The organism is Bradyrhizobium sp. BR13661 (assembly GCF_029892425.1).
Classification (GTDB): domain Bacteria; phylum Pseudomonadota; class Alphaproteobacteria; order Rhizobiales; family Xanthobacteraceae; genus Bradyrhizobium.
Map to the genome: position 1 here is coordinate 45,249 of NZ_JARXWB010000002.1, position 15,468 is coordinate 60,716.

The following is a 15,468-nucleotide window of genomic DNA, read 5'->3' on the forward strand; positions in this document are numbered from 1 at the left end:
CCGGTTTGTTGGGTAAGCGGCGTGCCGACTCGTCCGCAGTGCGCTTACGAATTCCGCCTCGTCGCGTTCGTCGCAATCGCAGCCGCCGCCGTCCGATTCTCCACGCCAAGCTTCGCGTAGATCTGCTCCAGATGCTTGTCGACGGTGCGCGGGCTGAGGCCCAAGATCTGCGCGATGTCGCGGTTGGTCTTGCCCTTGCTCAGCCAGGCCAGCACTTCGCCCTCGCGCGTGGTGAGGCCGAGCTCGCTGGTGAATTCGGGCGGCAGGGCGGTGCCGGACTCCTTTGACAGCCGCAGCAAAAATTCGTTCGGCGCGGTCTCGCCCATGTAGTAGAACCGCAGCTGCGGATTGTCGGGCAAGGACGCAGCTTGGGACTTCGCACTGCCTTTGGCCTTTGCCTGCTCCAGCCATTGCAGCAATGACGGCGGCAGGACGAAGTCGTCGGCCTGAGCGCTGTGATGATCGGCCAGCAGCTTCTGCGCCTGCGGCGTTGCCCAGAGGATGTGGCCCTGGCGGTTGACCGAAAACAGGAAGCGGCCTGAAACGTCGAGCGCAGCGCGCGCGCTCTGGGTCAACCGCGCATTACCAAGATGGACCCGAATGCGCGCGAGCATTTCCTCGATGACGATCGGCTTCGTCACATAGTCGACGCCGCCGGCTTCCAGTCCGCGCACGATGTGCTCGGTCTCTGCCAGGCCCGTCATGAAGATCACGGGGACATTCGCAAGGCCCGCGTCGCGCTTGAGCCGTCGGCAGGTCTCGAAGCCGTCAAGACCGGGCATCACGGCATCGAGCAGCACGATGTCGGGGGTGATCTGGTCGACGATGCGCATCGCGCTGGCGCCGTCGAGCGCCACCATCACGGTCATCCCGGCACCGTCAAGCGCGTCGGTCAGCAGCCTCAGCGTCTCCGGCGAGTCGTCGACAACGAGCGCGACGTCGCGCTTTTTCGGCTCAATGCTCATAAGCATGCAGTGTTTTCAATGTTGTCATGTATTGGTCGAGGTCGAAGCGATCGACCAGCGATCGCATTTCGGCGACGAAATCGGCATGCTCCGGGTGCTCGCTGTCGATCTCGTCCAGCTTCAGCCGGATGGCTTTGACGTAACCGATCTGACCGAGCCCGATCAGCGCCTCGATGTGCCTGACCGGCGGCCGCGAACCGCTCTCCGGGTCCCACAGCGGTCCGACGATCTCGTCGGAGCTGTACTGCCACTCGATCTTAAGCAATTGGCGAATGGATTCCAGCAGCCGCGGTATATCGATCGGCTTCATCAGATAGCCGTCGTGGAAAGGCTGTGCGAGGGGGGCGCCATGCGCTTCCAGCGCACTGGCCGACACCATCAGGATGCGGGCCTGATGATGGCCGTTTGCACGCAGCTGTTCCGCCACGGTCCAGCCGTCCATGCCCGGCATCGAGATGTCGAGCAAGAATAGATCAGGCCGGCAATGCTGCGCCAGCGCGAGACAACCGGGGCCGTCCGCGGCGCTCAGCAGGATGAAGCCGAGCGGCGTCAGCACCTCGCGCAGGAGGTCGCGATGCACGGGATCGTCGTCGGTGATCAGAATGGTCTTGCGCGCGCCTTGATAGCCGGAGACCGGCGCCTCTACAGGCGCGGTACGCCTCGGATTCGTGACTTCCGACAACAGCATCTTGACCTTGAACGTGCTGCCGTGGCCGACCGTGCTGGCGACCTTGATATCGCCGCCCATGACGCCGGCGAGCAGCCGGCTGATGGTCAGCCCCAGTCCCGTGCCGGTCTGCGGCTGCGAGACCCCGAGCGCGCCGCGTTCGAACGGCGCAAAGATGCGTTCGAGGTCGTCGCCCTGGATGCCAGGCCCGGTGTCGATGATCTCGAACTCCGCGACCGGGCTACGGTAATGGACCACGAACTGGACGCTGCCGGTCTGGGTGAACTTGATGGCGTTGGAGAGCAGGTTGATCAGCACTTGGCGCAGCCGTTTTTCGTCGGCATAGACCACCGTCGGCAGTGTGGCCGGCCGCCTGAACACGAAGTCGATCCCCTTGGCGCCGGCCTGGAGGCGGAACATGCCGACCAGCTGATCGAGAAATTCGCTCAATCGGACTTCGTCGCGGGACAGATAAAGCCTGCCGGCCTCGATCTTGGAAATGTCCAGAATGCCGTCGATCAGGCCGGAGAGGTGATCGGCGCTACGACGGACGACGCGAACCTGATCGCGCGGCTTGGTGTTGAGTGTCGCGTCCTGCTCCAGCAATTGGGCGTAGCCGCTGATCGCGTTCAGCGGCGAGCGCAGCTCGTGGCTCAGACCCACCACATAGCGGCTCTTGGCGAGGTTGGCGGACTCGGCAACCTCCTTGGCGCGCTGCAGCTCGGCGTCAGTACGCTTGTGCGCGTCGATTTCCTGGATCAGGAGCGTGGTCTGCCGCCGTGTCTCGGCTTCCGCCGCGCGGCGGCTCTGCTGCGCCAGCACGAACAGCCACGCGACCACGCCGATGATAATGCTGAGCGAGAAGAACACCTTCCACAGCACGTTGGAGACGAGCGAGGTCTCGCCATGCACGCTCGCCGAGGTCTGCAGATAGATCAGCCCGAGCACCAGCGCGACGAGCCCGGCTGACACAACGAACACGCCGATGTAGTGGCCGAATTGCGAGTTGATGCGCTGATAGATCGGCTGCGGCAGGATCTTGCCGAGTGCTTCGGAGAATTGCACCTGCGCGCGCCCGTGCGGCTTGCAGAGATCGTGGCAGCGCGCGTCGAGCGAGCAGCACAGCGAGCAGATCGGGCCGGCATAGGCAGGGCAGGAGGTGGTGTCCTCCGGCTCGAAACTGTGCTCGCAGATACAGCACTGGATCGACTCGATATTGGCCCAGCTCCGCTTCGGCTTGCGTGCGATGTAGAATTTTCCATCCGTGAGCCAGGCGATCACAGGCGCGGTGACGAAAGCCACCGTCAGCGCAACGAACGCCGCCAGTGCCTTCATGGTCGGGCCGAACAGGCCATAGAAAGCTGCGATCGAGATGATAATCGCAAGCGTCATCGCGCCGACGCCGACCGGGTTGATGTCGTAGAGATGCGCCCGCTTGAACTCCATCTGCGGTGGACGCAAGCCGAGTGGCTTGTTGATCACGAGATCGGACACCAGCGCGCCGACCCAGGCAATCGCGACGTTGGAGTAGAGTGCGAGCGTCTGCTCCAGCGCCTTGTAGACGCCAATCTCCATCAAGAGCAGCGCGACCATCACGTTGAAAACCAGCCAGACCACGCGTCCGGGGTGGCTGTGCGTCAGGCGCGAGAAGAAGTTCGACCAGGCGATCGAGCCGGCATAGGCGTTGGTGACGTTGATCTTGATCTGCGACAGCACCACGAAGAAACCGGTCAGCGCCAGCGCGAGGTCCGGATCCGACAGCACGTAGCGAAACGCCACGAGATACATATGCGCGGGCTCGGCCGCTTCCTCCGGCGGCACGCCATGGCTCAGCGCGAAGAAGGCGAGGAACGAGCCGGCCAGAAGCTTCAGCGCGCCGAGCACGATCCAGCCCGGACCCGCACTCATCAGCGCGATCCACCATGAGGCCTTGGAGGTGCGACGGTCGCGCGGCAGAAATCGCAGGAAGTCGACTTGCTCTCCGATCTGCGCGATCAGCGAGAACACGACGGAGGAGGCGACACCGAACAGCAGCAGATCGAAATGCCCGCCGAGGTCGCCATGCTCGCCGGCGAATTTGTGCCACTCCGTGAAGGAGTGCGGATTGGCCCACGCGATCGCGCCGAAGGGCAGGATGTGCAGAATGACCCAGAGCGGCTGCGTCCAGAGCTGGAAGCGGCTGATCAGCGTGATGCCGTATGTCACCAGCGGGATGATTGCGACCGCGCTGATGAGATACCCGATCGGGCGCGGGATGCCCAAGCACATCTCGAGCGCGGTCGCCAGGATCACGGCCTCGATCGCAAAAAAGATGAACGTGAAGGAGGCGTAGATCAGCGATGTAACGGTCGAGCCGATATAGCCGAAGCCGGCACCTCGGGTGAGCAGGTCAATGTCGATGCCGCATTTGGCTGCATAATAGGCAATCGGAACGCCGCAGAAAAAGATGATGGTGGAGACGACGAGGATGGCGGCCGCAGCGTTGGTGACGCCGTAATTGAGGGTGATGGTGCCCCCGATCGCCTCCAGCACCAGGAACGAAATTGCGCCGATGGCGGTGTTGGCGACGCGAGCGGCGGACCAGCGCCGCGCGCTTTTGGCGGTGAAGCGCAGCGCGTAGTCTTCCAGCGTCTGGTTGGCGACCCATTGATTATACTGGCGCCTGACGCGGTCTATCCGCTGCCGCCCTGCCACTTAAACCCCACTCCCGAACTCGTCTGAACCTCTCGCGACCTCGCAAATCCCGTACCAAAAGCCTACGTCGGTATTTTGCGGTGCAGTATACGCGATCTTGCGTATGCTTGCGGTGCACAAATTCGAGCCATCCTCACGACACCAATCGCGTGTCCTCGAACAAACAGTGGGGTGCTCATGTCAGACGAAACCAACAAAGGCCTGTTGTCGCCGCTTCGGCGCAAACTATTGATGGGAATGGCGGCCATCCCGGCCGTCACGATGCTGCCGCGGACGTCTTTTGCGCAGGCCCCCGCGACCTCGGCGGTCAACACCACTGGTCTCGCGGTCACCGATACCGAGGTGACGGTCGGCATCCTGCACTCGGCGACCGGCACCATGGCGATCTCCGAAACCGGCTCGATCGAGGCCGAAAAGCTCGCCATCGAGCAGATCAACGCCGCCGGCGGCGTACTCGGGCGCAAGATCAAGTTCATCCAGGAAGACGGCGCCAGCGATTGGCCGACTTTCGCGGAGAAGGCGAAGAAGCTGCTCGTGAACGACAAGGTTGCAGCGATCATGGGCTGCTGGACCTCGGCCTCACGCAAGGCGGTGCTGCCTGTGGTCGAGCAGTACAACGGCATGCTCTACTACCCGACCTTCTATGAAGGCCTCGAGCAGTCCAAGAACGTGATCTACACCGGCCAGGAGGCGACCCAGCAGATCCTCGCCGGCCTGAACTGGATCGCCAAGGAGAAGGGCGCGAAGACCTTCTTCTTCATCGGCTCCGACTACATCTGGCCGCGCACCTCCAACAAGATCGCGCGCAAGCACGTCGAGAACGTGCTGAAGGGCAAGGTCGTCGGCGAGGAATACTATCCGCTCGGCAATACCCAGTTCAACTCGGTCATCAACAAGATCAAGCTGACCAAGCCCGACGTGATCTTCACCGACGTCGTCGGCGGCTCCAACGTCGCCTTCTACAAGCAGCTCAAGGCTGCCGGCATCGACCTTTCCAAGCAGGCGCTGCTCACCATCTCGGTGACCGAAGACGAGATCGACGGCATCGGCGGCGAGAACATTGCGGGTGCCTATGCCTGCATGAAGTACTTCCAGTCGCTCGACAATCCGAACAACAAGGCCTTCGTGCCCGCGTTCAAGAAGATGTGGGGCGAAAAGACTGTGATCGGAGACGTCACCCAGGCTGCCTATCTCGGCCCGTGGCTGTGGAAGTTGACGGTCGAGAAGGCCGGCTCCTTCGACGTCGACAAGATCGCGGCGGCGTCGCCCGGTGTCGAGTTCAAGGGCGCACCCGAAGGCTACGTGCGTATCCACGAGAACCATCACCTCTGGTCGAAGACCCGCGTGGGTCGCGCCAAGCTCGATGGCCAGTTCGAGCTGATCTACGAGACCGCCGATCTCGTCGAGCCGGATCCGTTCCCCAAGGGTTACCAGTAAGGGACGCGGCGTCCGCCGCGGTTTCTTCCAAGCTCAAGCAGCTCCCTGGCGTGGATTGCAACTCCACGCCCAAGACCCCCGCGTCGCGAATTTGCTCGCGACGCGGGACCCTATTCCCCGACGGAGGACATCGATGTTCGGCGACTATTCGCTTGGTGATCTTGGCTCCATCTTCGTCATGCAGGGCTTTGCGGGTCTGATCCTGTTCTCGGTCTACGTGCTGATGGCACTCGGTCTTGCGATCATCTTCGGTCAGATGGGCGTCATCAACATGGCCCATGGCGAGTTCATGATCCTCGGGGCCTACGTCACCTGGATGACCTCGAATTTCTTCCAGTCCTATTTGCCGAGCCTGTTCAGCGGCTACTTCTTCCTCGCGATGATCCTGGCCTTCATCGCATCAGGTGCGCTGGGAATGCTGGTCGAATGGGCGTTGATACGTCATCTCTACAAGCGCCCGCTCGACACGCTGCTCGCCACCTGGGGCCTCAGCCTGATGCTGCAGCAGGCCTACCGCTCCGTGTTCGGCGCGCGTGAGGTCGGCGTCGAGCTGCCGCAATGGATGCTCGGCTCGCTGCAGGTGACCAGCAGCATCGAAGTGCCGATCAACGGCGTCTTCGTGATGTGCCTGACGGTGCTGATCACCGTCGGCGTCGCCTATGTCATGTACAAATCGCGCTGGGGCCGCCAGGTCCGGGCCGTCGTGCAGAACCGCATCATGGCCGGCGCGGTTGGCATCAACACCGAGAAAGTCGACCGCTACACGTTTGGCCTCGGCTGCGGCATTGCCGGTGTCGCCGGCAGCGCCTTTACGATGATCGGCTCGACCGGGCCGACCTCCGGACAGCTCTATATCGTCGACACATTCCTCGTGGTCGTGTTCGGCGGCGCCGCGAGCCTCGTCGGCACCATCGCCTCGGCCTTCTCGATCTCGCAGACGCAATCCACCCTCGAGTTCTTCATGTCGGGCTCGATGGCCAAGGTGCTGACGCTGCTCGCCGTTGTCGGAATCCTGATGCTGCGGCCGCAGGGGCTGTTCGCCCTCAAAGTCCGCAAGTGAGAATGTGAGGCTGATGCAATGACCGATAACAGGTTCTTCAATCGATCGGAGCTCATCGGAATTCTGGTGCTCGCGGTCTTCCTGGTGGTGGTGCTGCCGCTCACGCTCGACGTCTTCAGGCTCAATCTGGTCGCCAAATATCTGACCTACGCCTTCGTCGCGCTGGGGCTGGTGATCTGCTGGGGCTATGGCGGCATTCTCAGCCTCGGCCAGGGCGTGTTCTTCGGGCTCGGTGGCTACTGCATGGCGATGTTCCTCAAGCTCGAAGCGTCGAGCGTGGAGAACACCAAGATCCAGTCGACCCCTGGCATCCCTGATTTCATGGACTGGAATCAGATCACGGCGTTGCCGCTGTTCTGGAAGCCGTTTCACAGCCTCACCTTGACCATCGCGGCCATCATCCTGGTGCCCGGTATCTTCGCGCTGATCATCGGCACGGCGATGTTCAAGCGCCGCGTCGGCGGCACTTACTTCGCGATCATCACACAGGCGGTCGCGGCGATCCTCACCATCCTGATCGTGGGCCAACAGGGTTACACCGGCGGTATCAACGGCATGACCGACCTGCGGACCCTGAAGGGTTGGGACATCAGGCCCGACCACGCCAAGATCGTGCTGTACTTCTTCGAGGTCGGCTGCCTGTTCGTCTGCATCATGATCGCGCAGTTCGTCCGGCACTCCAAGCTCGGGCGCATCCTGGTTGCGATGCGCGAGAAGGAGGACCGGGTCCGCTTCTCCGGCTACAGCGTCGCCAACTTCAAGATCTTCGCCTTCTGCATCGCCGCCGTGTTCGCCGCGATCGGCGGCGCCATGTTCGCGCTCAATGTCGGCTTCATGTCGCCGTCCTTCGTCGGCATCGTGCCGTCGATCGAAATGGTGATCTACACCGCGGTCGGCGGCCGGCTGTCGATCCTGGGGGCGATCTACGGCACGCTGCTGGTGAACTTCGCCAAGACCAGCCTGTCGGAGACTTTCCCCGAATTGTGGCTGTTTGGCCTCGGCGGTCTCTTCATCGCCGTGGTGCTCGCATTCCCGAACGGTCTTGCGGGGATCTGGGGCGACTATGTGCAGCCGCGCATCGATCGCCTGATCGCGTCGCGCAAACCCAAGCCTGAAGGCTGGACCGACAGCTCGGTCGCCGACGGCGCCCCGGCGGAGTGAGGAGATCATCATGCTAATAGGACACCAGCCCAAGGAATTCCTGCTCGCAGTCGAAGCTCTCACCGTGTCGTTCGACGGCTTCAAGGCGGTCAACGATCTCTCCTTCTACGTCGATGAAAACGAGATCCGCGTGATCATCGGCCCGAACGGTGCCGGCAAGACCACCGTGCTTGACCTGATCTGCGGCAAGACCAAAGCGACCTCGGGCTCGATCCAGTTCCGCGGCAAGGAGCTGACACGGATGAAGGAGAACGAGATCGTCAAGACCGGTGTCGGTCGCAAATTCCAGAACCCGTCGATCTACGACGACCTCACGGTGTTCGAGAATCTCGAGATCTCCTATCCGCGCGGACGCTCGGTGTTCGGCGCGCTGACCTTCACCCGCGACGCCGCCGTGCGCGACCGGGTGCATGAGGTCGCGGAAATGATTTTCCTGAAGGACAAGCTGAACATGAGCGCCGATCTGCTCAGCCATGGCCAGAAGCAATGGCTCGAGATCGGCATGCTGCTGATCCAGGACCCGGACCTTCTGATGCTGGACGAGCCCGTCGCCGGGATGAGTGTGTCCGAGCGCGCCAAGACCGCCGAGCTGCTCAATCGCATCATCAAGAACCGGTCGGTGCTGGTGATCGAGCACGACATGAAGTTCGTCGAGGACATCGCGCACAAGGTCACCGTGCTGCATCAGGGCCAGATCCTCTCCGAGGGGACCATGGAGAAGGTGCAGAACGATCCCAAGGTCATCGAAGTGTATTTGGGGCATTAAGGAGGCGTGACGATGCTGGCAATTTCCGATCTTCACGTCGCCTACGGCCAGAGCGAGGTGCTTCACGGGCTCAACGTCAAGGTCGCGCCCAACGAGATCGTCGCGATCATGGGCCGCAACGGCATGGGCAAGACCACGCTGATGAAATCGCTGATGGGCATCCTGCCGACGAAGAGCGGCTCGGTGAACATGGACGGTGCGGAACTGGTCGGCCTGCCGAGCTATGAGCGCGTCGCCAAGGGCCTCGCCTACGTTCCACAGGGCCGCATGATCTTCTCCACCATGACGGTGAAGGAGAACATCGAGACCGGTCTCGTGGTCTCCGGCGGTTCCGAGGTGCCCAGCGACATCTATGAGCTGTTTCCGGTGCTGCTGGAGATGAAGGGCCGTCGTGGCGGCAATCTTTCCGGCGGGCAACAACAGCAGCTGGCGATCGCCCGCGCGCTCGCGACCAAACCGAAAGTGCTGCTGCTCGACGAGCCGACCGAAGGCATCCAGCCGTCGATCATCAAGGACATGGCGCGGACGCTCAAGCGCATCCGCGACGAGAAGGGCCTGTCGATCGTCGTGTCCGAGCAGGTCCTGAGCTTCGCGCTCGATATCGCCGACCGCGTGCTGGTCATCGAGAACGGCGCAATCGTGCGCGATGACCCGCGCGACAGCGTCGATGCCGCGCAGGTCTCGAAATATCTGTCCGTCTAACCAACCGCAGTAAAAGGGGAGCATCTCGATGCCAGAGACACTGATCAAGGTCGATCTCACCAAGTCGGCTTACGAAAATGACATGGTGCACAATCGCTGGCACCCCGACATTCCGATCGTGGCCTGGGTCAATCCCGGCGACGATTTCATCATTGAGACTTATGACTGGACCGGCGGCTTCATCAAGAACAACGATTCCGCCGACGACGTGCGCGACATCGATCTCTCGATCGTGCACTTCCTCTCTGGTCCGATCGGCGTCAAGGGCGCCGAACCCGGCGACCTTCTGGTGGTTGACCTGCTCGACGTCGGCCCGATGAAGGAGAGCCTCTGGGGCTTCAACGGCTTCTTCTCCAAGCAGAATGGCGGCGGCTTCCTCACCGACCATTTCCCGCTGGCGCAGAAGTCGATCTGGGACATCAAGGGCCTTTACACCTCGTCGCGTCACGTGCCCGGCGTGAATTTCGCAGGGCTCATCCACCCCGGCCTGATCGGCTGTCTGCCCGATCCGAAGATGCTGGAGACCTGGAACAAGCGCGAGGCCGAACTGATCTCGACCAACCCGACTCGCGTGCCTGGTCTGGCCAATCCGCCATTCGCGGCGACCGCCCATGGCGGCCGTGCCAAGGGCGACGTCAAGGCCAAGATCGGCGCGGAAGGCGCCCGCACCGTGCCGCCGCGCGAGCATGGCGGCAATTGCGACATCAAGGATCTTTCGCGCGGCTCGAAGATCTACTTCCCGGTCTACGTGCCCGGTGCCGGTCTTTCGATGGGCGACCTGCATTTCAGCCAGGGCGATGGCGAGATCACCTTCTGCGGCGCGATCGAAATGGCCGGCTGGCTGCATCTGAAGGTCGAGGTGATCAAGGACGGCATGTCGAAATACGGGATCAAGAACCCGATCTTCAAGCCGTCGCCGATCACGCCGAACTACAAGGACTATCTGATCTTCGAGGGCATCTCGGTCGACGAGGCCGGCAAGCAGCACTATCTCGACGTCCACATCGCCTATCGTCAGGCGTGCTTGAACGCGATCGAGTACCTGAAGAAGTTCGGCTATTCCGGTGCCCAGGCCTATTCGATCCTCGGCACCGCGCCGTGTCAGGGCCACATCTCAGGCGTTGTCGACGTGCCCAATGCCTGCGCTACGCTGTGGCTGCCGACGGAGATCTTCGACTTCGACGTGATGCCGTCGGCGGCGGGGCCGATCAAGCACATCACCGGCGACATCCAGATGCCGATCTCACCGGACAAATAGTCCCTGCGCGACGGGATGCGGGACGGCGCCTCTTGCCGCCCCGCATCCGCCGCGAGGCGTGTTGAACAGGCAATAGCGTAGGGATGATGCGATGCCGGTCTATGAATATCTCTGTGACGACTGCGGACCCTTCAAGGATCTGCGCCCGATGGCGGAGTGCGACGATCCGCAAAACTGCCCGCATTGCGAGGCATCGGCGCCGCGCGTGATCCTGACCGCACCGAATTTCTTCTGCATGCCGGCGGACAAGCGCAAGGCGCACGCCGTCAACGAGCGCAGCTCGCATGCGCCGCAGACATCAGCGCAATACAAGGCCTCGCATGGCCCCGGTTGCGGCTGCTGCTCGTCGGGAAAGACAGTGAAGGACAAGAGCTCCACGGACAAGAAGAAGCCCGCGCGGCTGGTGACCAAGACCAAGAGCGGCGCCAAGGGCTTTCCGACCGCGCGGCCCTGGATGATCAGCCACTAACGCACGCCTGATCGGCGGCAACCTCGAACAAAGAAAAGACAGGAGCGTCCAACATGCTTCACGGCGATATTTCCTCGAGCAACGACACCGTCGGCGTTGCAGTCGTCAATTACAAGATGCCCCGCCTGCACACCAAGGCGGAGGTGCTCGACAACGCCCGCAAGATCGCCGACATGCTGGTGGGCATGAAGGCCGGCCTGCCCGGCATGGACCTGGTGATTTTCCCGGAATATTCCACGCAAGGCATCATGTACGACTCCAAGGAGATGTACGAGACGGCCTCTGCCGTGCCCGGAGAAGAGACCGCGATCTTTGCGGAAGCCTGCCGCAAGGCCAAAGTTTGGGGCGTGTTCTCGCTCACCGGCGAGCGCCACGAGGAGCATCCGCACAAGGCGCCCTACAACACGCTGATCCTGATGAACGACAAGGGCGAGATCGTTCAGAAATATCGCAAGATCATGCCCTGGGTACCGATCGAGGGCTGGTATCCCGGCAATTGCACCTACGTCTCCGAAGGCCCGAAGGGGATGAAGGTCAGCCTGATCATCTGCGACGACGGCAATTTCCCCGAGATCTGGCGCGACTGCGCCATGAAGGGCGCCGAGCTGATCGTGCGCTGCCAGGGCTACATGTATCCGGCCAAGGAGCAGCAGATCCTGATCTCCAAGGCGATGGCGTGGGCCAACAATGTCTATGTCGCGGTCGCCAATGCCGCCGGCTTCGACGGCGTCTACTCGTATTTCGGCCACTCCGCGATCATCGGTTTCGACGGGCGCACGCTCGGCGAGTGCGGCGAGGAGGACTACGGCATCCAGTACGCCCAGCTCTCGAAACATCTGATCCGCGATGCGCGCCGCAACGGCCAGTCACAGAACCATCTCTACAAGCTGGTCCACCGCGGCTATACCGGCATGATCAATTCCGGTGAAAGCCCGCGTGGCGTCGCGGCCTGCCCCTATGATTTCTACAAGAACTGGATCGCCGATCCCGAAGGCACGCGCGACATGGTCGAGGCGATGACGCGCTCGACCGCTGGTACGGCCGAATGCCCGATCGACGGCATCCCGAACGAGGCCGCGCCAAGCAATTACTAGGTCATGGCGGGTGCCGCGGGGCAGGCAACCGGCCCTCAAAAGGTTGGTCATCGAGGTAGATGATCCGACATTTTATCGCAGTTTTGCTTGCGCGGATTGGGAGTTGAGCGTGTCAAAACGTGGCCCGGTTGCAACAGAATGTATCAAATCTGCCTAAGTTGCGGCTCCATCGGGGAGATTCTGACCCGTCCGTAGTTTTACCGGCCGCCCCTATGTTTTAGGTATCCTGATGGTGCCGCAGGAGCGCCACGGGTCAGGGGTTGCGTGTGTTGGCTGGGTCGCTATCGAGCGGGCAGGGTTGCTCGCGCCGGATCGTTGCCGCAGCCGCTTGGCTTGGTCTTGCCTTGGGTCTTGCCTTGGGTCTGGCCGCTGTTGCCAGCCCCGCAGCAGCCCAGCAATTCTTCAACGGATCGCAGACCACGCCGAACGGCTCGATCAACGGTGGTGGCGGTGTCTGGGACAACACCACGACGAACTGGACGAATTCGTCCGGGACGACCAGCACGGCGTATGATCCCGCGACAGTCACGGTGTTCGGCAACGGCGTCCTTCCGACACCTGCGACGGGTGGAACGGTGACGGTGACGCCAGGCGGCGTCCAGCTCAGCAGCCTCGTCGGTTTCGACCTCACCGGCGACGGCTCGATCTATACCATCCAGGGCGGCGACCTCAGGCTGGCCTCGGGTGGCACCACGTTCTTCACCAATGACGTGACCGGCACCGGCGATCCATCGGCTGCGATCGCTTCCCGCATCGTCGGCACTGGCGGCATCTCGGTGCAGGGACCCGGTTTTCTGGCATTGCTCGGCGCCAACTCTTATACCGGTGACACCTTCATCTGCTTCTGCGGCTCGCTGCAGCTTGGTGATGCGACCCATACCGCCGCCATCATCGGCAGCGTCACCAACGAGGGCCTCTTCAAGATCGTCAACGCCGACATGTCGGGAGTCACGTCGCTCACGAACGCTGTCTCCGGAGCGATGATGTTCCTCAATGCCACCTCCGCCAGCTCCATGGCGATTACCAATAACGGCCAGCTGTTTTTCGGCGATCCGACCGGGGTCGCTAGTGCCACTGCGACGGCCGGACGGGCGACCATCACCAACGATGCCGGCTTGATCGTCTTCTTCAGCCAGACCAGTGCGAGCTCGGCCAGCATCACGAACCAGAATCACGGCATCATCAGATTCGTCGACCAGGCCTCGGCGGGCTCGGCCACCATCATTACCAAGAGCGGCAGCGAGACCCAGTTCTTCGACAATTCCACCGGCGGCAATGCCCGCTTCATGACCAGCGGCACCGGCATCACCGATTTCGGCGGCGGCACCGGCCCGGCCGGCGACGGGCGCATCAGCGCAGGATCGATCCAGGGCAGCGGCCTCTATTATATCGGTGGCGGCAACACGCTCGTCGTGGGCAGCAACAATCTGTCGACCGAAGTCAGCGGCGTCATCGGCGATTTCAATCCCTGCGGCTGCGGAGCCGCCGGACCTGGCTCGCTGGAAAAAGTCGGCAGCGGAATGCTGATCCTCTCCGGCACGAACACCTACACTGGAACGACGACCGTCAATGGCGGCATCCTGCGCGTGGATGGCGACATCTCCGCATCTAACCTGACCACCGTGAATGCGGGCGGCGCACTTTACGGCGCCGGTATCGTCGGCAACACTTTCATCGCCAACGGCGGCATCTATGCGCCCGGCAACGGTGCCGCCGGCTCGAGCATGCAGGTTCACGGTAATCTCGGCCTTGCGGCCGGCTCGATTTATGCCGTTCAGGTGGGCAGCGTATCCAGCACGAGCCATGCGGTCGTTACCGGCAATGTCGCGCTGAACGGTACGGTCGGCGTTGCGTTGTCGCCGGGCAGCACCGTCATGAAGCACTATTCGATCATGGATTTTGCCGGCACGGCCACCGGCAATTTTGCCGGCGTTGCTGCGCCAGGGGGGCTGATCGGCACGACGACTGTCGGGTCGAACCAGGTGTTTCTCGATTTCACGCTGAATTATGGTGCGAAAAACGGGCTCAACATCAATCAGCAGAACGTCGCGACGACGCTTCAGAATTTCTTCAACGCCAATGGCGGGCTGCAAGCAGAATTCGCCGGTCTTAATCGCGGTGGCCTGACGCAGGCCGCTGGTGAACCCGCAACAGGATCGCAGCAGACGACCTTCAACGCGATGAACCTGTTCATGAGTCTGTTGACCGACGTGTTCGGCGGAGGGCGCAGCAGCGCTCCCGGTCCGACGCCCTATGCCGATGAGACCAGCGCGGATGCCTATGCTGCATCGGGCAAACGCCCGAGTGATGCCTTTGCCTCGATCTATCGCAAGGTCCCGGCACCGACATTCGAGCAACGCTGGGATGTCTGGGTGGCCGGCTACGGCGGCTCGCAGACCACCGACGGTCGTGCGGCACTCGGCTCGAACAACACCAACAGCAGCATCTACGGTACCGCGGTCGGGCTCGACTATCGCTTCTCACCGTCGACGGTCGCGGGTTTCGCGCTCGCCGGCGGTGGCACCGGCTTCGGTGTCAACGGACTGGGCTGGGGCCATTCGGACCTGTTCCAGGCCGGTGCTTTCGTTCGTCACAACGCCGGGCCCGCCTATATCACGGCGGCGCTGGCCTATGGCTGGCAGGATGTCACCACCAATCGCATCGTCACCGCTGCAGGCACCGATCAGTTGCGTGCGCGGTTCAACGCCAACGCCGTTTCGGGCCGTATCGAAGGCGGCTATCGCCAGGCGACGCCATGGATCGGTCTGACGCCTTATGCCGCGCTCCAGGCGACGATGTTCAATCTGCCGGGCTATTCGGAATTCGCCGTGGTCGGCAACAACACGTTCGCGCTCAACTATGCCGCCAAGGACGTGACCAGCACACGCACCGAGCTCGGCCTGCGCGCTGACAAATCATTTGCCGCTGCCGGCGGCGTGGTGACGTTGCGCGGCCGCGCCGCCTGGGCGCATGATTTCAACCCGGATCGCGCGGTCGGCGCAGTGTTCCAGACGCTGCCGGGTTCGGCCATCGTCGTGAACGGCGCCGCGCTGTCGCGCGATGCCGCGTTGACGACGGCCTCCGTGCAGATGAACTGGATGAACGGCTGGTCCGCGTCGGCGACCTTCGAGGGCGAATTCTCGAACGTCACGCGCTCCTACGCCGGCAAGGGCCTCGTACGCTACACTTGGTAGA

General features: G+C 62.4%; 11 protein-coding genes. 9 read left to right on the forward strand and 2 right to left on the reverse strand.

All coding sequences use genetic code 11. From position 1 onward, the window contains the following. Positions 1-44: 44 nt before the first annotated feature. Both M2427_RS03440 and M2427_RS03445 read right to left on the reverse strand, forming a co-directional pair. Complete coding sequence (locus M2427_RS03440) at positions 45-971, reverse strand: response regulator (protein ID WP_280704754.1); 927 nt, start codon at positions 969-971, stop codon at positions 45-47. Next, entirely contained in the window at positions 955-4,326 is a 3,372-nt protein-coding gene (locus tag M2427_RS03445) for an ATP-binding protein (RefSeq protein ID WP_280704755.1), read from the reverse strand. Before M2427_RS03445 ends, M2427_RS03440 begins: the two co-directional genes overlap by 17 nt. Before the next feature lie 177 nt (positions 4,327-4,503). Here M2427_RS03445 and urtA point away from each other — a divergent pair, with 177 nt between their 5' ends. The 9 genes from urtA (at position 4,504) to M2427_RS03490 (ending at position 15,467) form a co-directional block, all read left to right on the forward strand. Beyond that, positions 4,504-5,763, forward strand: a complete 1,260-nt coding sequence (urtA, locus tag M2427_RS03450) for an urea ABC transporter substrate-binding protein (protein WP_280704757.1) — start codon at positions 4,504-4,506, stop codon at positions 5,761-5,763. Between the two features lie 133 nt (positions 5,764-5,896). Next, entirely contained in the window at positions 5,897-6,823 is a 927-nt protein-coding gene (urtB, locus tag M2427_RS03455; protein WP_280704759.1) for an urea ABC transporter permease subunit UrtB, read from the forward strand. Positions 6,824-6,841: 18 nt separating this feature from the next. Then, positions 6,842-7,984, forward strand: coding sequence for an urea ABC transporter permease subunit UrtC (gene urtC / locus M2427_RS03460; protein ID WP_280704760.1), 1,143 nt, complete (start codon positions 6,842-6,844; stop codon positions 7,982-7,984). 10 nt (positions 7,985-7,994) lie between these two features. Further along, a complete protein-coding gene (gene urtD, locus M2427_RS03465; RefSeq protein WP_212241142.1) occupies positions 7,995-8,750 on the forward strand; it encodes an urea ABC transporter ATP-binding protein UrtD in 756 nt (251 codons plus the stop codon). Between the two features lie 12 nt (positions 8,751-8,762). After that, the gene (gene urtE, locus M2427_RS03470; RefSeq protein ID WP_280704762.1) at positions 8,763-9,452 is read left to right on the forward strand and encodes an urea ABC transporter ATP-binding subunit UrtE; all 690 of its coding nucleotides are present in this window, start codon (positions 8,763-8,765) and stop codon (positions 9,450-9,452) included. 28 nt (positions 9,453-9,480) lie between these two features. Further along, the gene (gene fmdA, locus M2427_RS03475; protein ID WP_018316778.1) at positions 9,481-10,710 is read left to right on the forward strand and encodes a formamidase; all 1,230 of its coding nucleotides are present in this window, start codon (positions 9,481-9,483) and stop codon (positions 10,708-10,710) included. A 91-nt stretch (positions 10,711-10,801) separates the two neighbouring features. After that, on the forward strand, positions 10,802-11,179 hold the full coding sequence (locus tag M2427_RS03480) for a zinc ribbon domain-containing protein (RefSeq protein WP_280704763.1): 378 nt from the start codon (positions 10,802-10,804) through the stop codon (positions 11,177-11,179). 53 nt (positions 11,180-11,232) lie between these two features. Then, entirely contained in the window at positions 11,233-12,273 is a 1,041-nt protein-coding gene (locus tag M2427_RS03485; RefSeq protein ID WP_280704764.1) for an aliphatic amidase, read from the forward strand. Positions 12,274-12,629: 356 nt separating this feature from the next. Further along, positions 12,630-15,467: an autotransporter outer membrane beta-barrel domain-containing protein gene (locus tag M2427_RS03490; protein WP_280704765.1), complete on the forward strand. Its 2,838-nt coding sequence runs from the start codon at positions 12,630-12,632 to the stop codon at positions 15,465-15,467. Position 15,468 lies beyond the last annotated feature (1 nt).